This window comes from Ruegeria sp. CDSA034 (assembly GCF_059612275.1).
Genome location: NZ_JBXWQH010000001.1, coordinates 17,658 through 38,806, shown reverse-complemented (window position 1 = coordinate 38,806; position 21,149 = coordinate 17,658). Strand labels below are relative to the sequence as shown.

Here is a 21,149-nt window from a genome sequence, read left to right as displayed (position 1 = left end):
TTTTCCCACATTCGGGAAAAAACTTTACCCCACGGCAAGAACGTGATGCCGACAAGGCACAACACTTCGTTTTTGGCCCCTCAGGTCGCAAACAGGACAGATTGTGCGCCCTCGTATTGAGAGAGTTTGCATCACCAATTGAGGACCCGCATGCAAAGTGACGTTTGGAAGATTCGCCTGATCAGCCGTACCATTGGTGCGGATCGCGGGCGTGCCGCGCGTGGGCGGCCGGTTGTGGTCTGAGTACACTCACCCTGAACGTACTTTTTCGACCGGACCTTAAACTATGAACGAACAAACCCGAAATTCATCGCGCAGCGGCGGTCGTGCCGCGCGCCGTGCGGCCCGTGCCACAGCGCTGCCCGAACATCTGCGCCCGATCCGCCCCGGCATGGAGGGCGGCATGCTGAAGGTGCTAACCCCGGCGCAGATCGAGCGTATCCACCAAGCCGCGCTGACCGCGCTGGAAACCATTGGTCTGGCGGACGCCCCACAAAGTGGGGTCGACTATCTTGTCGGCGCTGGCTGTATCTTGGGTGACGACGGGCGTATCCGCTTCCCCCGCGCCTTGGTCGAAGACACAATCGCCAAGGCCAATCGCTCGGTCACATTGCATTCAAGAGATGGCAACTCCGATCTGGAACTGTCGGGCAACCGCGTCCACTTTGGTACTGCCGGCGCGGCTGTCAGCATGGTTGATGTTCACGGGCAGGAATACCGGGATTCGACACTTCAAGACCTGCACGACGCGTCCCGAATCTGTGAACAACTTGAAAACATTCACTTTGTTCAGCGCCCGATGGTGTGCCGCGACATCGCCGACAACCTCGAGATGGATTTGAACACGGTCTACGCCACCACGTCAGGAACGTTCAAACATATCGGCACGTCCTTCACCGAACCCAGCCATGTTGCCCCCGCGATCGAGATGCTGCACATGATCGCTGGTGGCGAGGATAAGTGGCGTGAACGGCCCTTTATGTCGAACTCGAACTGCTTTGTTGTTCCGCCGATGAAATTCGCAACCGAAAGCTGCGAAGTCATGGAGGAATGCATCAAAGCGGGCATGCCCGTTCTGCTACTATCGGCCGGAATGGCCGGCGCCACCGCGCCTTCGACAATCGCCGGTGCTATTGCGCAGGCCACCGCCGAATGCCTGGCCGGGTTGGTTTATGTAAACGCCGTAAGTCCTGGCGCACCCGCGATTTTTGGCACCTGGCCCTTTGGCCTTGATCTGCGCACAGGTGCGATGTCCATCGGGTCTGGCGAACAAGCACTCCTGACAGCGGGCTGCGCCCAAATGCACCACTTCTACGACTTGCCGGGCGGCGCGGCCGCCGGTGCATCGGATGCGAAACTGCCCGACATGCAAGCCGGGTGGGAGCAGATGTGCTCGAACGTCATGGCCGGGCTTTCGGGTTTGAATATGGTGTATGAGTCCGCGGGCATGCATGCCTCGCTGCTGGGATTCTGCCATGAAAGCCTGATCCTCAGCGATGATTTAATCGGGCAAGCGCAACGCTGTGTTCGCGGCATCGAAGTGACGGACGAAACGCTGGCACTGGATCAGATGGCCGAAGTCTGTATCGGCGGACCCGGTCATTATCTGGGAACCGATGCAACGCTGAGCCGCATGCAGGCGGACTATGTCTACCCGACTTTTGGCGACCGGTCGTCTCCGAAGGAATGGGTTGAAATTGGCAAGCCCAATTTGATCGAAAAGGCGGTGAAGCGGAAGGAAGAGATTCTCTCGACGCCGTCTCCGGCCAGATTCGATCCGCTTTTGGATGCCGAACTGCGCGGCAGGTTTAACATTTACTTGCCGGCGTAACCCATTGAAATACGGCGGCCCGTGGGGGTACGGGCCGCCGATGCCTTCGCGGGATTAACCGTTGCTGGGCGGTAGCAACCCTGCTTCCTGCGCGATGGCAATTTCATCTGCGTCCAGCGACCCGTCGCCGTTGGCGTCCATCGCCGAGAAACCATCGGCGTCAACCTCGGGCAGAACGGCCTGAACTTCTTCTATGGTCAGAACTCCATCGCCGTTGGTGTCCGCCGAGGACTGCGCAGCAGCCATCGCCGGCAGGCCCAATACGAATGCGGAAATGATTGCCAGGTTTTGCGGTTTCATTGTGATGCCTCCTAAGTGGTATTTGTGTGTGTTTTCGTCCGGACAGGCACCACAGACACCAAATCGAAGAACGTCGTCACCCCAACCCGGCAACACGTCCTGTTTCGCGCCATTCTCCGCGTGTTTGTCCGAGTCGCGTCTGCAATCAACCGCTGGGCGAAACGTACAATCCACGTTTCGGCGGTTCTTGCCCGATGCGCCTGTGCCGTTCCGGCAAGGCCCTGCCTAAATCACCGACTCGGGGGGCAAAAAGAAAGGGGGCCGAAGCCCCCTGTCAGTTTCGCCATCCAGGCTCCATTCGTTGACCGCCCGGTGTTTTGTTTGCCTGCGGCCTGGACGTCGCATGGAACGAGCGCACCCGTCCCGTGAGAGAGTGGGAAAGAGCAAATATTCCGCCCCACCCTGTTCCCGGTCGACACGGGCATGTCGACCGAGTGGACCAAGGCGTATTTGGTAAGTCTCAACGCCTTGCTCCGTGTTCGTCGGGATCGGACATCCGAGGGGAAACCCTGATCCCTACACCCCGCCTGACGGAGCGTTTTCCTTAACTACACCCGCTGGTTGCCCCGCAGGTGTTGCACTTCATGCAGGTGCCATTGCGCACCAGCGTGTAATTTCCGCATTCGCCGCAAGGATCGCCCTCGTACCCCTGCATCTTGGCCTTGGTCCGTGCGTCCATCCCCGTGGCAACGGCAGTTTCCGCAACCGGAGCTTCAAATTGCGCGGCCGGTTCTGCCATGCCGTTCACTTCCGGTTGGCCGCCGTTGAACACCACCAGATCCTGCGGCAAACGTTTGCGCAGATATCCGGTCGAGCTGATTTGTTTCAACACTTCCAAGGATTTGGACGCAGCGCTGTCACTGATTTCTGATACGTTGGACAGTCCGTCTTCTTCGCCGCGGCCCAGATCGTCGAAGGTTGCGCCTTCGGGTTTCACATGGGCCAGATCGGTGCGATCCAGATAAGACACGGCCAGTTCGCGGAAGATGTAATCCAGGATCGAGGTCGCGTTCTTGATCGAGTCGTTGCCCTGCACCATTCCCGCCGGTTCAAACTTGGTGAAGGTAAAGGCGTCGACGAATTCTTCCAGCGGCACACCGTATTGCAGGCCAACCGACACTGCGATGGCAAAGTTGTTCATCATCGCCCGGAAGCCAGCGCCTTCCTTATGCATGTCGATGAAGATCTCGCCCAGCTTACCGTCTTCGAACTCACCTGTTCGCAGATAGACCTTGTGGCCACCGACGATCGCTTTCTGGGTGTAACCCTTGCGGCGATGCGGCAGTTTCTCACGATGGCTGCGGATGATTTCCTTGACGACGACCTTCTCGATGACCTTTTCGGCGAGAACGACGGCTTTTTCATGGGCCGTGCCGCTTTCCAGCACCTCTGCTGCCTCGTCATCGTCCTCGACCAATGCGGCCGCCAGCGGCTGCGACAGTTTCGAGCCATCACGATACAGCGCGTTGGCCTTCACACCCAGCGACCAGCTGAGTTCATAGGCTTTCTGGCAATCCTCGATGGTCGCATCATTCGGCATGTTGATCGTTTTGCTGATCGCACCCGAGATGAAGCTTTGGGCCGCGGCCATCATGGTGATGTGGCTATCAACCCCAAGGAAACGCTTACCTTTCTTGCCGCACGGGTTGGCGCAGTCGAAGATCGAATAGTGCTCTTCCTTCAGGTGCGGCGCGCCTTCCAGCGTCATGGTTCCGCAGACATGGTCATTGGCTGCGTCGATATCCGCCTTGGTAAAGCCCAGATGGCGCAGCAGATCGAACGTCGGATCATTTAGCTTGGTCGCCGGGATGCCCAGAACGCCGGTGCAGAAATCCTCGCCCAGTGTCCACTGGTTGAAGACGAACCGGATATCAAAGGCGCTTTCCAGCGCGGCATCCACCTTGGCCAGCTCATTTGGGCCAAACCCGTGACCGGTCAGCGAGGTGTGGTTGATCCCCGGCGCGTTGCCGATGGTGCCGTGACCAACCGCGTAACCCACGATCTCTTCAATCTGAGACGAGGAATAGCCCTGCTTTTCCAGCGCCGACGGCACCGAGCGGTTGATGATCTTGAAGTAGCCGCCACCCGCGAGCTTTTTGAACTTCACTAGGGCAAAGTCGGGCTCGATCCCGGTCGTGTCACAATCCATCACCAGACCAATGGTGCCGGTGGGCGCGATCACCGTGGCTTGCGCGTTACGATAGCCGTTCTTTTCGCCAAGGCTCAGCGCCTCGTCCCAAGCCGACATCGCTAAATCGACCAGACGCTTGTCCGGGCAGTTGCCATGGTCCAGAGGCACCGGCTTCACGGCCAGTTTCTCATACCCATCGGTCACACCTTGCGAGGCACGGCGGTGGTTGCGGATGACGCGCAGCATGTTGTCTGCGTTGCGCTCATAGCCCTTGAAGGGTCCAAGCTCTCCGGCAATCTCGGCCGAGGTGGCATAGGCCACGCCAGTCATGATCGCGGTCAGCGCGCCACAGATCGCCCGACCCTCATCCGAGTCGTAGCTGTAACCCATGTTCATCAGCAGACCGCCGATGTTGGCATAGCCCAGACCCAAGGTGCGGAAATCATAGGACAGTTGCGCGATTTCCTTGGATGGGAACTGCGCCATCGTGACCGAGATTTCCAGCGTCAGGGTCCACAGGCGCGAAGCGTGCATGTAGTCTTCCGCCTGGAACTCACCATCCTTGAGGAAGGTCAGCAGGTTCATCGACGCCAGGTTACAAGCCGTGTCATCAAGGAACATGTATTCCGAGCACGGGTTCGAACCGCGAATCTCACCATCTTTGGGGCATGTGTGCCATTCATTGACGGTGTCGTGGAACTGAATGCCGGGATCGGCACAAGCCCATGCGGCGTGGCCGACTTTTTCCCAAAGGTCGCGTGCCTTGACGGTCTTGGCAACTTTGCCATCGGTGCGGTTGATCAGTTCCCAATCGGCATCTTTCTCAACTGCGGTCAGAAATGCATTGGTCACGCGGATCGAGTTGTTCGAGTTCTGACCCGAGACTGAGCTATAGGCTTCCGAATCCCAGTCCGTATCGTAAGTCGGGAACTCAATGCTGTCGTGACCCTGCTTGGCATAGTCCAGAACGCGCTTGATGTAAGTTTCTGGGATCGCGACCTTTTTGGCTTCGCGAACCGCGTCCTTCAGGGCGTCATTCTTCTTGGGATCATACGCGTCGTCTTGCGCGCCGTCCCATGTGCGGATGGCCTCGAAAATGCCGTTCAGCATCTTCTCGTGCATCTTCGATCCGGCTACGATCGAGGCCACCTTCTGCTCTTCGATCACCTTCCACTCGATGAATTTCTCGATGTCAGGGTGATCAGCATCGACGATTACCATCTTTGCTGCTCGACGGGTTGTTCCGCCTGATTTGATCGCGCCAGCGGCGCGGTCGCCGATCTTGAGAAAGCCCATAAGGCCTGAAGACTTGCCGCCACCCGACAGCGCCTCGCCTTCTGCGCGCAGATGGCTAAAGTTAGTCCCGGTACCCGAGCCGTATTTGAACAGGCGCGCCTCGCGCACCCACAGATCCATGATGCCGCCTTCGTTCACCAGATCATCGTCGACAGACTGGATGAAGCACGCGTGCGGCTGCGGATGTTCATACGCGGATTTCGATTTGGTCAGCTTGCCGGTCTTGTAGTCGACGTAGTGGTGACCTTGCGCGGGGCCGTCGATTCCATATGCCCAGTGCAGACCGGTGTTGAACCACTGTGGGCTGTTCGGCGCGGCGCGCTGGGTCGCCAGCATATAGCGCATCTCATCAAAGTAGGCGCGCGCATCCTCTTCCGTCGAGAAGTAACCACCCTTCCAGCCCCAATAGGCCCAGGCGCCCGCCAGGCGGTCAAAAACCTGCTTTGAAGACGTCTCACCATCGAACTCCGCGTCATCGGCCGGGACCGAGCGCCACAGAAATTCGGGGACGTCTTTCTCTTTTACTTTCTTCAGCTTAGTCGGCACGCCCGCCTTACGGAAATACTTCTGCGCGATGACGTCGCTGGCAACCTGGCTCCACCGCGTGGGCACTTCGATGTTGTCTAGGCGAAAAACGATGGTGCCGTCGGGGTTTCGGATCTCAGACGTCGCTGAGACAAAGTCCAGTTCCGCATAAGCGTCCTGCCCCGGTTTCGTAAATTTCCTGTCAATCTTCATGTCCGCACGCCCTAGATTCAATCAACTTGTCTTTCAGCGTCAGGTCCTCAACACGCGGACCGATCGCCATGCCGTATAAAATTGGACGCAATAGACCAGCCGCTGCATTCTGCAGCGCAAAACCGATCAAACGGTTGCACGTTACTATGATGTGCTTTCCGACCCTCGCCCTGTGCCCTATTCTGGTTTTGATACCAGATTTTGTGGCAACCCTTCCGGCCTATACAACTTGGCGTATCGACCCATAGATCGTCAACGCCATTTTTAAGTCATTTTTGATATCTTTTGTGTTGACCCATTTCTGACAACTTGCATCCGGACACCCTGTTCTGATTCCTCCACAGGTTCATCCACCGGGTACACGCAGAGATTTCAAAAACCCGCAGGTAAATTAACTGTGTTTCCCGGCACAGTTATCGGAATTTGATAATCTAACGTTAAGATGTCTAGGTTGGATGAGAATCACGAAGCGGTCATTCTGATCCGCGGCGCTGGTTAAACAGCCAGGCGCGATCACACAAAGGGGAGCGGACAGATGTCGTTGTTACGTTTACTTCCGATTCTGGCCCTGATCGTGGCCTGCACACCACAAGATGTGCGCCCTCCGGCACGCAGCGCCCAGTTCGATGATTTCCCCAAAAGGCTGTTCGACACGTTCGAGATAAGCTGCGACGGCCCGGGTGAACGCTTTGAAAGTACCGGGAATCGGGTTTTCGAATGCACCGAGCTTCTACCTCCGGACATGACCGCTTTTCTGATTCTCAACTATGACGGTTACCCTCAGGATCTGCCCAAAAGCGTGGTGCGGCTGACAACGACCAAGAACAACTCGGGCTACCGTGTCGATGCCGAGCTGTATTTCAACGTCCCACGCAAAAGCGGCCCGTCGGTCAAAGTACCAGTGGAAAGCGAAACGCTGGATAAGGCGCTTGGCGCGCTTTACCAAGCGTTGGGTGGATCACCAACATAAGTGAAAGAAGTGGTCGGGGCGGCAGGATTCGAACCTACGACCCCCTGTACCCAAAACAGGTGCGCTACCAGACTGCGCCACGCCCCGAACCGTGCGCCTTCCTAACCATGCCAATCTGATTTGAAAAGCCCTAACAGGACCAAATTGCAGGACCTTGCGAAAAAATTTCGTGCCGCATGACGGTTCCGGGCTTAATCGAGTAGCGCGCGGCCAGTCCGGCGTTGATTTCGAGAACCGCAAAGACGGAATCGCCACCCTCGATTGGCGTCAGATCACCGGGAATCGCACCTTGGTGGACATGCGTTACCGTACCGGCCCGATCGAGGAAAATGATGTCCAGGGGAATCAGCGTGTTCTTCATCCAGAACACCACGGGCTGCGGCGGGTCAAAAACGAACAGCATGCCCGAACGGTTTGGCAGCGACTCGCGGAACATCAATCCACGCGACCGATCCTGCGGACTAATCGCCAATTCGATATTGAAACGGATCTGCGCCGAGTCGTTCTTGATGTCGATCTGATCAGGCTTACACGCAGCCCAGGTCATCCCGGACCAAAGCAACAAAACCGCTAAAAGACCCGAAAAAAACTTAGGCATGAAACACTCAGTCGTCCAAAGCAGCTTCCCAGGCCAGTACCTGAGCCGCCATACGTCCACGCTTGCCACTGATGACACGCATCGCGAGGGCCTCGCCCGGCTGCAGATCCGACAGACCAGAGCGGCGCAGAACTTCGATATGCAGGAACACATCTTCACCACGGCCAAAAACATTGGCGAACCCAAAGCCTTTGCCTTTGTCGAACCATTTGACTCGCGCGGCTTCTAGCGGGGCAGCGGCGATCTCAACCGGATCAAGCTCGGCAAAATCAGCCAGCATCATCGTGTCCGTCCGCGCGGGCGGATCGACACTGATGACCTCGACCGCCTGAACACCACGGTCCGTGCGATGGGTCATGATTTCTATGCCCGCACCATCTGCGACCGAACTTTGGCCGAAGTTGCGCAACACATTGACGTGCAACAAAATATCCGGACCGCCCTCATCAGACACAACAAATCCGAAGCCCTTTGCAGGGTCAAACCATTTCACGTGTCCACGGACGCGGTACATGTTGTTCAGATCTTCTGGCACGGCGTTCCCATCGCGAAAATTGTCATTTCGTTAAGGGTCCGATGTGTATGGGAATGGCTCGCAAATTCAAGCTGAAAAAACCTTTTGTTTTCGGCTTCTTGCATTTCACGATACGCGAACGTCATGGATTTAACCTCTGTATCTGCCAGTCGGAACCCACTTGATCCCGCTGCCATCGGAACCTGTCGTGCAACCGAAAGGCCCCATCGGCCCAGAATTCGATTTCGGTTGGCACCAGCCGATAGCCGCCCCAAAACGGCGGGCGTGGCGGGTTCGGGCCCAACTTGGCCGTCACCTTGGCCACCTCGGCCATCAAAACCGAGCGACTGCTGAGAGGCTGAGACTGCTCGGACGCCCAGGCCCCCAATCGGCTTTTTAGCGAGCGGGACGCATAATACTCATCCGCCTGCGGCCCGCTTTCTCTGGTTATTGTACCACGAACTCGGATTTGCCGCCGCAGAGATTTCCAATGCATCACAAAAGCAGCTTTTCCAGCGCCGTCCAACTCGGCCGCCTTGGCACTTTCGTAGTTGGTGTAGAACACAAAAGCTGCCGGTTCGATCTCTTTCAGAAGAACCATTCGCACATTCGGCATACCGTCCGAATCGACGGTCGCCAAAGCAATAGCGTCCGGATCGTTCGGTTCATTCTCTTTGGCCTCAGCCAGCCACCGCCCCGCTATTTCAAACGGATCGGTGCCGGCAAATATGCCGCTACGTTCGCTCATTCCCATCCCCTGGAAACTAATAAAGCCCACCCTAGGGCGAGAACCCGCCACGGGCAAGAGCGCGCGGCCTTGATGCAGCGCACCCAATGGCATAAACCATCCCAACATAACGCGAAGACAGGCGGAGAACCAAACATGTCAAATCAGTTGATGGCCGGCAAACGCGGCCTCATCATGGGACTGGCCAATGATAAATCAATCGCATGGGGAATAGCCCGTGCCTTGTCCGAATCCGGAGCAGAGCTGGCTTTTTCATATCAAGGCGACGCACTTAAGAAACGCGTTGATCCACTGGCGGCACAGCTTGGCAGTGAAATCGTTCTGCCCTGCGACGTCAGTGACGAAGATTCGATTGATGCGCTGTTCACATCTCTGGAAGAGAAATGGGGCAAGCTGGACTTTGTTGTTCACGCCATCGGGTTTTCGGACAAGAACGAACTTCGGGGCCGCTACGTCGACACGTCGCGCGCGAACTTCAAGCTGACCATGGACGTGTCGGTCTATTCCTTTACTGCTGTGATGCAACGGGCCGAGAAGATGATGTCCGAAGGCGGCAGCGCAGTCACCCTGACCTATTATGGTGCTGAACAGGTGATGCCGCACTATAACGTGATGGGTGTCGCCAAAGCCGCGCTTGAGGCGTCGGTCAAATATCTGGCCGAGGATCTGGGCAAGGACGGTATCCGCGTGAACTCGATCTCGGCCGGTCCGATCAAGACGCTGGCCGCCAGCGGCATCGGCGACTTCCGCTATATTATGAAATGGAACGAGTATAACTCGCCCCTGCGTCGCAACGTGACCATCGAGGATGTCGGCAAATCAGCTCTGTATCTGCTGTCTGACCTCAGCAGCGGTGTAACAGGAGAAAACCTGCACGTGGATTCGGGTTATCACATAGTCGGCATGAAAGCCGTCGACGCACCTGACGTCGAAAAGGGTTAATGACATGAGCGCCAAGGATCGCCTGCCCCACGAAAAAGGGTTTCACATCAGCTGGGATCAGATTCACCGTGATTCCCGCGCCTTGGCCTGGCGTTTGGACGGGCAAGGTCCGGATGACGGCGCATGGCGCGCAGTTGTGGCCATCACCCGTGGTGGTATGGCACCTGCGATGATCGTCAGCCGCGAGCTGGACATTCGCACCGTCGACACAGTCAGCGTGCGCTCGTACCACCATCAGGACCAAGGCGAAGCCCAGGTGTTGAAAGCCCCCGATGCCCAGCTGATGCGCGACGGCGAAGGTATTCTGATCATCGACGATCTGGTCGACAGCGGCAAAACGCTGGAGCTGGTGCGAGACTTGTACCCCAAGGCGCATTTCGCGACAGTTTACGCCAAGCCCAAGGGCCGGCCGATGGTCGACACGTTCATAACCGAGGTCAGCCAGGACACATGGATCTTTTTCCCGTGGGATATGGCTCTGCAATATGTCGAGCCCTACCGCGGGACCGACTAAAAAAATACCCTCTCAACCCACAAAGAGTGAGGCAAAGCCTTACCAAGGACAGGCCCGTCATGACCCAGTCCCGTACCACTGCGACATTTGCGCCTCCGGTCATGGAGGCGCGGCGCTGGTTGGAGGGGGTGGAGTTTCCTGATGACCGTCCCCTGATCAACGTCAGCCAGGCGGCCCCGGTCGATCCACCGCCCCTAGCGTTGCGCGAAGCGATTGCCAGCTTTGCCGTGACCGAAGACAGCGCCCATCTTTATGGGCCGGTTTTGGGCAATCCTGCCTTGCGATCTGAACTCGCCCGTCAGATCGGGACGCACTATGATGCGCCAGTGTCCAGCGATCAGGTGGCAATCACCTCGGGCTGCAATCAGGCATTTGCGGCTGCGGTCACAGCGATCACCGATCAGGATGACGAGGTGATTGTTCCAACGCCCTGGTACTTTAATCACAAGATGTGGCTGGACATGGCAGGCGTCCGAACCGTGGATCAGCCAACCGATGACGCTCTGCTGCCCGATCCGGACGCAGCCCGTGCTCTGATCACTGACAAAACCCGCGCTATCGTTCTGGTGACCCCGAACAATCCCGGCGGAGTGGAATACCCTGCCCCTTTGGTGCGCGCATTCTTTGATCTTGCGCAAGAGGTCGGCATCCGGCTGATCGTGGACGAAACATATCGGGACTTCGACAGCCGCAGCGGCCCACCGCATGACCTGTTCGCCCAGCCTGACTGGGATCAAACCCTGATCCACCTCTATTCCTTTTCCAAAGCATACAGGCTGACCGGCCACCGTGTCGGCGCGATTGCGACCGGCACTGACCTGCTATCCGAGATTGAAAAGTTTTTGGACACAGTCGCCATCTGCCCAAGCCAGATCGGCCAGCACGCAGCCCTTTGGGGAATGCATAACCTGTCGCAATGGCTGGCAGGAGAACGGGATGAGATCCTCGACCGCCGCGCCGCAATTGCCGAGCTGTTGCCAAGCCTGACGGACAAGGGTTGGCGGCTGCTGGGTCTGGGCGCTTATTTCGCCTATTTCGAACACCCGTTCGATATCCCATCGGACGAACTGGCCCAACGACTGGTCCCCGAGGCCGGCATCCTGCTGCTGCCCGGCACAATGTTCATGCCCGAAAATGATGCGGCCGGAAAACGTCAGGTTCGTATCGCATTTGCCAATCTGGACCGCGCCGGATTGGGGCAATTGTTCGAACGGCTGGCTGCTCTGTCCTTCTGAGCTTGCTCCCCGACGGTGCGCGTCGTATTCAGGGCCGCAACCGACAGGGCAGTTACCTGCCGACAAAAGCACGAAGAGGGCACAATGGCCGCAGGCGTAAAAAAGTTATCAAAGACCTTTGTCTGGATTCTCATGGGCCTTTTGATGCTCGGACTTGCAGGGTTTGGCGCAACAAGCCTCTCTGGCACCGTGCGTTCGGTGGCCCAAGTCGGGAATGAGGATATCTCGGTTGATGACTATGTCCGCGAGCTGCAGCGCGAAATTCGCGCGGTTGAACAACAGACAGGCCAGCCTTTGCAAATGTCGCAGGCCATTGAATTTGGTCTGGATCGTCTTGCCTTGTCGCGCCTGACGGCTTTAGCAGCGCTGGACAATGAGGTCGGTTTGTTGGGTATCTCGATCGGTGATGAGAACCTGCAGGAAGAAATTGTTGCGATTCCGGCTTTTCAGGGCGTCAACGGCACATTTGACCGCGACGCGTATCAGTTCCAACTGGAACAGGTCGGCATGTCAGACACCGAGTTCGAATCGGACCTGCGCAAGGAAACATCCCGCACAATCGTGCAGAGTGCCGTGGTTAGCGGTGTGAAGATGCCCGAAACCCTCACGCAGGTGTTGACCGACTACGTTGGTGCCCGCCGCAGCTTTACCGTCGCAACTTTGGCGCCTGACGCCCTGCCCGCACCTGTTGCCGCCCCGACCGACGAGCAGGTCCAAACGTTTTATGATGAGAACACCGAGCTGTTCACCCTGCCGCGCACCAAAAAGCTGACGTATGCGATCCTGTCACCCGAAATGCTGCTCGACGAAGTGGAAGTCGACGAGGATTCGGTAAAGCGTTTGTACGAACAGCGCGCAGCTGAATTCCAACAGCCCGAGCGTCGCCTAGTTGAACGCCTGACCTTTCCGGATCAAGAAGCAGCACAAACTGCCATGGCTCAGCTAGAGGTCGGCGGTGCAACCTTCGAACAACTGGTTCGGGATCGCCAACTTGAGCTCAGCGATATCGACCTTGGCGACGTCACCCGCGAGGATCTGGGCGAAGCAGCCGATGGTGTCTTTGCTGCCGATCTGGACGCTGTTGTCGGCCCGCTGCCTTCCACCTTCGGACCGGCGCTGTTCCGCATCAATGGCTCGCTTGCCGAAAACAACACGTCGTTTGAAGATGCCGCCCCTGCCCTGCGCGAGGAATTGGCAGCCGATCGCGCCCGCCGCCAGATTGAGGCGCAGGCCGAGGATATCAATGACCTGCTGGCCGGTGGCGCGACTTTGGAAGAACTGACCTCCGAGACCGAAATGGAGTTGGGCCAAATCGACTGGAGCGCGCAAACCGGTGAAGGCGTGGCCGCCTATGACGGGTTCCGCAGCGCGGCCGAAGCCGTACAGGACGGCGACTTCCCCGAGGTTGCGTTCCTCGAGGACGGCTCGATCTTTGCTCTGCGTCTGAACGAGGTTCTCGAACCCCGGCCCGAACCGCTAGAGACCGCACGCGATCGTGTCGTTGCCGCCTGGACACAGGCCGAAACCAACACGGCATTGGAAGAACAGGCAAATGCGGTTCTGGAACAGGTGCAGGCCGATGGTGACTTTACGGCCACCGGATTGCCGTTCCGCGTTGAAAACGCCCTGACCCGCACGGCCTTTTTGGAAGATGTACCTGCAGACTTCATGACGCAGATCTTTGAAATGGAACAAGGCGATCTGCGCGTCATTCCCGGTGCCGGAACCGCGTTTATCGTGCGTCTGGACGAGCTACTGCCGCCTGCCGAAACAGATGAGCTGCGTCAGGTCCAAGCGGCCCTTACCGCGCAGCTGGATCAGGCTTTGGCCCAGAACATCTTTGATGCGTTTGTCCGCGATGCACAGGTCCGTGCCCGTCCCGTCGTAGATCAGCAGGCCCTGAATGCTGTTCAGGCGAGCTATTAAAAGAGACTGAATATGGCGCTGACCCCCGACTTCGACAGCTTCGCCCGCGCTTATGAGGCAGGCGAGAATCAGGTTGTCTACACACGCTTAGCCGCTGATCTGGACACGCCGGTTTCCTTGATGCTCAAGCTGACAGGCGCGCAGAAAGACGCGTTCATGTTGGAATCGGTCACCGGTGGTGAGGTTCGTGGCCGCTATTCGATCATCGGGATGAAGCCGGACCTGATCTGGCGCTGCCAAGGCGAGACGTCCGCGCTGAACCGCTCGGCGCGGTTCGACCCCGATGCGTTCTCGCCCCAAACCGGCAACCCGATGGATAACCTGCGGGCGCTGCTTGCGGAAAGTAAGATCGACCTGCCGGACGACCTACCCCAAGCCGCAGCCGGGCTGTTTGGCTATCTCGGCTATGACATGGTGCGGCTGGTGGAATACCTGCCTGATGTGAACCCTGATCCGCTCGGCCTGCCTGATGCCATCATGCTCAGACCCTCGGTCATTGCTGTGCTGGACGGCGTCAAAGGCGAGGTCACGGTTGTGTCGCCTGCATGGGTCAGCGAAGGGCAATCGGCCAAGGCTGCTTATGCACAGGCCGCAGAACGTGTTATGGACGCAGTACGCGATCTAGAACGTGCCATGCCCGCCGAAACTCGCGATCTTGGGGATGCTTCCGAGGTGGCTGCGCCAGTGTCGAATTTCACCAAATCCGGCTATCTGGAAGCGGTCGAAAAGGCCAAGGAATACATCCGCGCGGGCGACATCTTTCAGGTTGTTCCGGCGCAGCGCTGGACGCAGGATTTTCCGCAACCTCCCTTCGCGCTCTATCGTTCGCTTCGGCGCACGAATCCATCGCCCTTCATGTTCTATTTCAACTTCGGCGGCTTTCAGGTCGTGGGCGCCAGCCCCGAGATTCTGGTCCGCGTCTTTGGCGATGAGGTCACGATCCGCCCCATCGCCGGCACTCGGCCACGCGGCGCGACCCCCGAAGAGGATAAAGCCAACGAAATTGATCTTCTGGCCGACAAGAAAGAGCTGGCCGAGCATCTGATGCTGCTGGATCTGGGCCGAAACGACACCGGGCGCGTGGCAAAGATCGGCACTGTGCGCCCAACCGAAGAGTTCATCATTGAACGCTACAGCCACGTGATGCACATCGTCTCCAACGTTGTTGGTGAGTTGGCCGAAGACAAAGACGCGCTAGATGCTTTCTTTGCCGGAATGCCTGCAGGCACCGTTTCAGGCGCGCCCAAGGTCCGCGCAATGGAGATCATCGACGAGCTCGAGCCCGAAAAGCGCGGCGTTTACGGCGGTGGTGTGGGGTATTTCAGTGCTGGCGGCGACATGGATATGTGTATCGCCCTGCGTACGGCCATCGTGAAAGACCATAAGCTTTATATTCAGGCAGGCGGAGGCGTGGTCTATGACAGCGACCCCGAGGCCGAATTCATGGAAACCGTCCACAAATCGAACGCCATTCGGCGTGCGGCTGCAGACGCGGCCCGATTCACCGGCTCTGGCAACTCTTAAAGAATAGCGGCTGACCTCATGGTCAGCCGTTTTTCATCTTCAGCCTTACTGAGCTTCTTGCGTCATGACCGCTGAAATCGGGGCCATGGCCACGCGGCCACCGCGATCTTCCAGCCCCCATAACAACAGGGCCGAGATCGTGTCCGGGCGCAGCCGTCCCAACATGACGACAGTTCCCTGCTGGCCAGCCCGGAACGCCGCTTGATCCAAGAAACGTCGCATGATCGTGGGGTCCTGACGGGCACCGTCGATGTCGCGAAAGATGACCCCGGAAGGGATGCCATTGCGAGCGGCCAGTTTCTGGACAGTGTTCAGGCCATTATCCTGGGTGATAAGCCCGCGCCCGGTATCACCGGCAATTGCGGCCACCTGATCGGCCAATTTGCGATTGCCCTGAATGCCGGTTCCCACGCCTTCCAGAATACCAACGGTTTCCGGCAGAGTGTCCAGCCACACAGCCATCGAAACCTCAGCATCTTGTGCGCTGGCCGCCTTGGGCAAGTCGGCAAGGGCCAGAACCTCGAAACCCGCTGCGCGATGGCGGGCCATTTTTTCGGCCGCATCGGGGTCAGACGGGCTGACGGCAAAGCTCAATGGGTATGGGAAATCCTTCAACGCCTCGGCTCCAAAGGCCCCTTCATCATCAATCAAAATGATCGACATAAGCGGTTTGGCCTCGGGGTTTTCGAACTTGGCGGCATAGGCATCAATTGGCTTACCGGGCAGAAGTACCGCGGGTTGCTCGTCCGCTGAAACCGGCGCGTCATCGCGTTCAGTCAGCGGGACGACTCGTTTACCAACGGTCAGACCGTCGGCATCCGTTTCTTCACCGCCGATCTGTGGGACCGCTGCGATCCGGGGCAGCTTTTTGAGCTGTGGGTCTTCTTCCCCTTCTACGGCAATCGGGTTTTCCTCAAGCGGATCGACCTCGGGCTCCAGGGGTTCGATTGCCGTGGGTTCAGGCTGCGGCTCGGGTTCCGGTTGAACCGCTGCGACCTCGGGCTCGGGCTGAGGTTCTGGTTCGATTTCAGTTTCGGTGACTTCCGGCAACGGCTCTGCGATTTCAGGCTGGGTCTCTGTCACCTCGGGCTGCACCTGTTCCACTTCCGGTTCGGGCAGTATTTCCAGGACTTCGGGCGCGAGCTGCGGCTCAACCTCGGCAATGGTCTCTTCTTGCTTGGGTGCAACCGGCGGTTCCGGCGCGGTTTCCGAAATGATCGGCTCACCTTCGGTGCTCGGCAATGGTTGCAATTGCGCAGGCGACTGCGGCACAACCGGAGCCTCGTTTGATGTGGTTACCTCAACCGTTTCAGGTATTTCGACCCCTTCGACCTGCGTGACGACCTCACTGATCGTCGGCTCAGAGTCTGGCACAGTCTCTACATCCGCCAGCCCTGCAAGATTGTCCGTTTGATCCCCGGACGCATCGGATGTCACCGGCGCCGCGGTTACCAGATCGGCATCTGCCACCGTCTCAGCCGCTTCGGCGCTGACCTCGGGGGTCGCAGCCGGTGCCGGCTCGGGGGCCTCGGCGTTTACAACCGGTTTCCGGGTCAAAGGGGTATTCAGGGATAGTACCACACCAAGCAGACCAACAACGACCGCCCCTGCGATCATCCCGCCTAAAAATCCGCCCATCTTAACTGCCTCTCGCCTTCATCCTGCTTCGATCGCCTCAACGCCGTTTACCGCGCCTTTGGCCTGCGATTGCGCCCTGAACAGGATGTCCTCTTGACGCTGCCCCGCAAGCCTGAGCATGTATGTCCCGACATTATACCGTGGCCAGGGGCTGTATCGCCAGTCCGAAATGCCCAAGCCGAGACAAGTACCCAAATGCTGCTGCTGATCGACAACTACGACTCGTTTACCTACAATCTGGTACACTATTTAGGCGAACTTGGCGCCGAAATGGTCATTCGGCGGAATGACGCCCTGGATGTACAAGAAGCCATGGCGATGAACCCTGCAGGAATTCTCCTCAGCCCTGGCCCGTGCGATCCTGATCAGGCCGGTATTTGCCTTGCGCTGACAGAAGCAGCAGCCGAAACAAAGACACCGCTTCTGGGGGTCTGTCTTGGTCATCAGACGATTGGGCAGGTGTTTGGCGGCAATGTTGTCCGCTGCCACGAGATTGTCCACGGCAAGATGGGTATGATGCACCACACCGGTAAAGGCGTGTTCGCTGGCCTGCCCACCCCGTTTGAGGCGACCCGCTATCATTCGCTTATCGTGGATCGGGACACGTTGCCAGATAGCCTTGAGATCACAGCAGAACTGGAAGACGGCACCATCATGGGCCTGCAACACAAAGAATTGCCCATTCACGGCGTACAGTTCCACCCGGAATCAATCGCCTCTGAGCATGGCCACGCTCTGCTCAAGAATTTCCTGTCCGAGATGAAAGTTCCTGCATGAGCGACGCTCTGAAGCCACTGATCGGAGCCGCTGCCGATCGACCCTTAACGCGTGCCGAGGCTGAACAAGCGTTTGGCATCCTGTTTGATGGCGAAGCCACGCCCAGCCAGATTGGCGGCCTGCTGATGGCGATGCGCACTCGTGGTGAAACGGTGGACGAATATGCAGCCGCTGCCGCCGTGATGCGCGCAAAGTGCAATGCGGTGAAAGCACCGGCGGGTGCGATGGATATCGTTGGGACGGGCGGCGACGGTAAAGGCACCCTGAACATTTCCACCGCCACAGCGTTTGTTGTGGCTGGGGCTGGTGTCACCGTCGCCAAACACGGCAATCGAAACCTCAGTTCCAAGTCAGGTGCCGCGGACGCCTTGGGACAGCTGGGCATCAACGTTATGGTTGGCCCGCAAACCGTTGAAAAGGCTCTGCAAGAAGTCGGCATCGGCTTTATGATGGCACCTATGCACCATCCTGCGATTGCGCATGTCATGCCCAGCCGGCAAGAGCTTGGAACGCGTACGATTTTCAACATTCTTGGCCCGTTGACCAACCCCGCTGGTGTTCGGCGTCAACTGACCGGTGCGTTCAGTCGCGACCTGATCCGCCCAATGGCGGAAACGTTGGGACTGCTGGGCGCTGAACACGCCTGGTTAGTGCACGGATCAGATGGCACGGATGAGTTGACGATCACCGGCGTAAGCTGGGTCGCCGCGCTGGAAGAGGGCGTTGTGAAAGAGGTCGAGCTGCATCCTGAAGACGCAGGGCTGCCGGTCCACCCGTTCGAGGATATCATCGGCGGAACGCCCGAGGAAAACGCCGTGGCCTTCCGCGCCTTGTTGGACGGCGCGCCATCGGCCTACCGCGACGCTGTTCTGTTGAATTCCGCTGCGGCCCTTGTGGTTGCTGGCTCTGCTGATGACTTGAAAGACGGTGCTGCCAAGGCGCGGGAAAGCATCGACAGCGGAAAAGCTAAAGACAAAATCGCGGCCCTGGCCCGAATTACGCAGGAGGCCGCATGACCGAGACGGTTCTGGACAAGATCAAAGCCTATAAACTTGAAGAAGTTGCGGCAGACAAAGCGCAGAAGTCGCTGGAAACACTGGAAAACGAGGCCCGCAACGCGCCCGAGGTTCGCGGTTTTGCCGATGCGCTTCGAACAGCGGCGCGTCGGGGGTACGGCCTGATTGCCGAGATCAAGAAAGCCAGCCCGTCCAAGGGTCTGATCCGCCCGGATTTCGATCCACCCGCTCTGGCCAAAGCCTATGAGGAAGGCGGCGCTGCGTGTTTATCGGTGCTGACCGACACGCCGAGTTTTCAGGGTGCAAAAGAGTACCTGACCGAGGCCCGGGCTGCCACCGAGCTTCCGGCGCTGCGCAAGGATTTTATGTACGACCCCTATCAAGTGGTCGAAGCGCGTGCTTTGGGCGCAGATTGCATTCTGATCATCATGGCATCGGTCGACGACGCGCAAGCCGCCGAACTGGAGCAGACGGCATTAGACTGGGGTATGGATGTGCTGATCGAAGTTCACGACCAGGAAGAACTGGAACGTGCCGCCCTTTTGAAAAGCTCGCTGATTGGAATAAACAATCGCAATCTCAAGACCTTCGAGACATCTCTTGATACCACACGGCATCTGTCCAAGCTTGTACCAGCGGGCCGGACGATCGTTTGCGAAAGTGGTTTGAGCACACCGGAAGATCTGGCAGACATCGCACGTTACGGCGCGCGCAGCTTCCTGATCGGTGAAAGCCTGATGCGTCATGACGACGTGGCAGCAGCCACCCGCCACCTTTTGGCAAGCCCTCTAATCCCCGGAGTCATGTGATGCCGCTGACCCATTTTGATGCTCAGGGACAGGCCCATATGGTCGATGTCTCGGACAAGGAAGTCACCGACCGCGTCGCCGTGGCGGCTGGATACATCAAAATGGCGCAGGACACCTTTGATCTGATTTCCGAAGGCCGCGCTAAGAAAGGTGATGTTCTCGGCGTGGCACGCCTTGCAGGCATTATGGGCGCGAAAAAAACGCCTGAACTGATCCCTTTGTGTCACCCGCTCCCGGTCACCAAGGTAGCTGTCGAACTGACGCTGGATCCCGACTTACCCGGTGTGCAGGTCGAAGCCACTGTCAAAACATCGGGCCAGACCGGTGTCGAGATGGAGGCGCTGACCGCCGTGTCCACGGCTGCGCTAACGGTCTATGACATGACCAAGGCCGTGGATAAGGCCATGGAAATCGGCGGCATCCGTGTATTGCTGAAAGATGGCGGTAAATCAGGGCGTTACGAGGCGAAATGATCACTGTCGAAGAGGCCCGCGCGCTGTTGTTTGAACTGGTCTCGCCCCTTCCAGCCGAGACCGTTGCTTTGTCCGACGCCGCAGGTCGTATTCTGGCTCAGGATATCGAGGCCACCCGCGACCAGCCGCCGTTTGAGGCATCCTCGATGGACGGCTACGCGCTGAAAGCGACCGAGGTCGAGCTGCACGCCATGTTCAAGGTCATCGGCGAGTCGGCCGCTGGCAATCGCTATACCGGTCGCGTCGGGCCCGGACAGGCAGTGCGTATCTTCACCGGCGCCCCGGTCCCCGAAGGTGCTGATTTCGTTGTCATACAAGAAAATACCGAACGTCGCGGCGACCTGATCACAATCTCGGACCTGCCAAGCCCAAAAACGAATATCAGACCTGCAGGCGTCGATTTCAAAGCAGGAACAATGATCTCGGCCCCCCGTCGTTTGCGCGCAGAGGACATCGCGCTGATAGCGGCGATGAATGTTGCGACCGTACCAGTGGCTCGAAAGCCTGTCGTCGCTCTAATCTCCACCGGTGATGAGCTGGTGATGCCGGGTGAAACCCCCGGCCCCGATCAGATCATCGCATCCAATACGTTTGGCTTGAAAGCACTGTTAGAGGACGTTGGCGCGCACGTCCGCATCCTTCCGGTCGCGCGCGATTCGGTCTCATCGCTTGAAACAGCCTTCGGACTGGCCGAAGGAGCAGATCTGGTTGTGACCATCGGCGGCGCATCGGTTGGAGACTACGATCTGGTGTCAAATGTCTCAACCGGGCTGGGAATGGAGCAATCTTTCTACAAGATCCGAATGCGCCCCGGCAAACCCCTGATGGCGGGTCGAATGGGACAAACGGCAATGGTCGGCTTGCCCGGAAATCCTGTTAGTGCAATGGTTTGCGGCTATCTCTTCCTGTTGCCAATGGTGCGTCGGATGTTGGGTGTCGAACAGGTTCTGCCCCCATTGCGAACCGCAAGGCTTGCTGAACCGCTCGGCGAAAACGGTCCGCGCGAACATTACATGCGGGCTATGCTGGATGAAACCGGCATTCGCGCATGTTCCGATCAGGACAGTTCGCTGCTCAGCGTTTTGGCGCAGGCAAACGCTCTTTTAGTTCGTCCACCGGATGATCCTGCCCGGCTTGCCGGAGATGAGGTTCAGTACCTGCCGATCTAA

The 21,149-nt window shown here is 58.1% G+C and carries 18 protein-coding genes and 1 tRNA gene; 12 read left to right on the top strand and 7 right to left on the bottom strand.

Features of this window, described 5'->3' with window-relative positions; translation table 11 throughout:
- Positions 1–286 precede the first annotated feature (286 nt).
- Positions 287–1,831 (top strand): trimethylamine methyltransferase family protein, encoded by a 1,545-nt coding sequence (locus tag AC2FLJ_RS00190; protein WP_496704169.1) that lies wholly within the window; start codon positions 287–289, stop codon positions 1,829–1,831.
- 54 nt (positions 1,832–1,885) lie between these two features.
- Here the strand turns inward: AC2FLJ_RS00190 and AC2FLJ_RS00185 are convergent, their stop codons facing one another.
- Together AC2FLJ_RS00185 and AC2FLJ_RS00180 are read right to left on the bottom strand one after the other, a co-directional pair.
- Complete coding sequence (locus AC2FLJ_RS00185; RefSeq protein WP_108859061.1) at positions 1,886–2,131, bottom strand: EF-hand domain-containing protein; 246 nt, start codon at positions 2,129–2,131, stop codon at positions 1,886–1,888.
- A 544-nt stretch (positions 2,132–2,675) separates the two neighbouring features.
- Positions 2,676–6,296 carry a vitamin B12-dependent ribonucleotide reductase gene (locus AC2FLJ_RS00180; RefSeq protein ID WP_496695597.1) on the bottom strand — a complete coding sequence of 1,207 codons (3,621 nt, stop codon included), beginning with the start codon at positions 6,294–6,296 and terminating at the stop codon, positions 2,676–2,678.
- Between the two features lie 535 nt (positions 6,297–6,831).
- Here AC2FLJ_RS00180 and AC2FLJ_RS00175 point away from each other — a divergent pair.
- Positions 6,832–7,266, top strand: a complete 435-nt coding sequence (locus AC2FLJ_RS00175) for a hypothetical protein (protein WP_496704166.1) — start codon at positions 6,832–6,834, stop codon at positions 7,264–7,266.
- Between the two features lie 10 nt (positions 7,267–7,276).
- Here the strand turns inward: AC2FLJ_RS00175 and AC2FLJ_RS00170 are convergent.
- The 4 genes from AC2FLJ_RS00170 to pdxH all read right to left on the bottom strand — a co-directional run bounded on the left by AC2FLJ_RS00170 (position 7,277) and on the right by pdxH (position 9,126).
- A tRNA-Pro gene (locus AC2FLJ_RS00170) sits at positions 7,277–7,353 on the bottom strand.
- A 43-nt stretch (positions 7,354–7,396) separates the two neighbouring features.
- Positions 7,397–7,864, bottom strand: coding sequence for a DUF192 domain-containing protein (locus AC2FLJ_RS00165; RefSeq protein ID WP_472723842.1), 468 nt, complete (start codon positions 7,862–7,864; stop codon positions 7,397–7,399).
- 7 nt (positions 7,865–7,871) lie between these two features.
- Entirely contained in the window at positions 7,872–8,378 is a 507-nt protein-coding gene (locus AC2FLJ_RS00160) for a cold-shock protein (protein WP_369934646.1), read from the bottom strand.
- 142 nt (positions 8,379–8,520) lie between these two features.
- Complete coding sequence (gene pdxH / locus AC2FLJ_RS00155; RefSeq protein WP_496704164.1) at positions 8,521–9,126, bottom strand: pyridoxamine 5'-phosphate oxidase; 606 nt, start codon at positions 9,124–9,126, stop codon at positions 8,521–8,523.
- Positions 9,127–9,261: 135 nt separating this feature from the next.
- Between pdxH and fabI the strand changes: the two genes are divergently transcribed.
- From fabI to trpE, 5 genes are all read left to right on the top strand, one after another.
- Complete coding sequence (fabI, locus tag AC2FLJ_RS00150) at positions 9,262–10,068, top strand: enoyl-ACP reductase FabI (protein ID WP_496704162.1); 807 nt, start codon at positions 9,262–9,264, stop codon at positions 10,066–10,068.
- Between the two features lie 4 nt (positions 10,069–10,072).
- Positions 10,073–10,582: a xanthine phosphoribosyltransferase gene (gpt, locus tag AC2FLJ_RS00145; RefSeq protein WP_496704160.1), complete on the top strand. Its 510-nt coding sequence runs from the start codon at positions 10,073–10,075 to the stop codon at positions 10,580–10,582.
- 59 nt (positions 10,583–10,641) lie between these two features.
- A complete protein-coding gene (locus AC2FLJ_RS00140; protein WP_496704159.1) occupies positions 10,642–11,817 on the top strand; it encodes an aminotransferase in 1,176 nt (391 codons plus the stop codon).
- Positions 11,818–11,901: 84 nt separating this feature from the next.
- Positions 11,902–13,743: a peptidyl-prolyl cis-trans isomerase gene (locus tag AC2FLJ_RS00135; RefSeq protein WP_496704157.1), complete on the top strand. Its 1,842-nt coding sequence runs from the start codon at positions 11,902–11,904 to the stop codon at positions 13,741–13,743.
- 12 nt (positions 13,744–13,755) lie between these two features.
- Positions 13,756–15,267, top strand: coding sequence for an anthranilate synthase component I (gene trpE, locus AC2FLJ_RS00130; protein WP_496695605.1), 1,512 nt, complete (start codon positions 13,756–13,758; stop codon positions 15,265–15,267).
- 45 nt (positions 15,268–15,312) lie between these two features.
- On the opposite strand, the gene AC2FLJ_RS00125 is transcribed toward trpE, so the two are convergent.
- Positions 15,313–16,905: a divergent polysaccharide deacetylase family protein gene (locus tag AC2FLJ_RS00125; protein ID WP_496704155.1), complete on the bottom strand. Its 1,593-nt coding sequence runs from the start codon at positions 16,903–16,905 to the stop codon at positions 15,313–15,315.
- 195 nt (positions 16,906–17,100) lie between these two features.
- On the opposite strand from AC2FLJ_RS00125, the gene AC2FLJ_RS00120 reads away from it, so the two are divergent.
- From AC2FLJ_RS00120 to AC2FLJ_RS00100, 5 genes are read left to right on the top strand one after another with little or no spacing between them, the layout of a single operon-like run.
- Complete coding sequence (locus AC2FLJ_RS00120) at positions 17,101–17,682, top strand: anthranilate synthase component II (RefSeq protein WP_058271745.1); 582 nt, start codon at positions 17,101–17,103, stop codon at positions 17,680–17,682.
- Complete coding sequence (trpD, locus tag AC2FLJ_RS00115; RefSeq protein ID WP_496695609.1) at positions 17,679–18,698, top strand: anthranilate phosphoribosyltransferase; 1,020 nt, start codon at positions 17,679–17,681, stop codon at positions 18,696–18,698. Before AC2FLJ_RS00120 ends, trpD begins: the two co-directional genes overlap by 4 nt.
- The gene (gene trpC / locus AC2FLJ_RS00110; RefSeq protein ID WP_496695611.1) at positions 18,695–19,507 is read left to right on the top strand and encodes an indole-3-glycerol phosphate synthase TrpC; all 813 of its coding nucleotides are present in this window, start codon (positions 18,695–18,697) and stop codon (positions 19,505–19,507) included. Before trpD ends, trpC begins: the two co-directional genes overlap by 4 nt.
- Positions 19,507–19,980 carry a cyclic pyranopterin monophosphate synthase MoaC gene (moaC, locus tag AC2FLJ_RS00105; protein WP_496704153.1) on the top strand — a complete coding sequence of 158 codons (474 nt, stop codon included), beginning with the start codon at positions 19,507–19,509 and terminating at the stop codon, positions 19,978–19,980. The genes trpC and moaC overlap by 1 nt, the downstream gene beginning before the upstream one ends.
- Complete coding sequence (locus AC2FLJ_RS00100) at positions 19,977–21,149, top strand: molybdopterin molybdotransferase MoeA (protein WP_496695614.1); 1,173 nt, start codon at positions 19,977–19,979, stop codon at positions 21,147–21,149. The genes moaC and AC2FLJ_RS00100 overlap by 4 nt, the downstream gene beginning before the upstream one ends.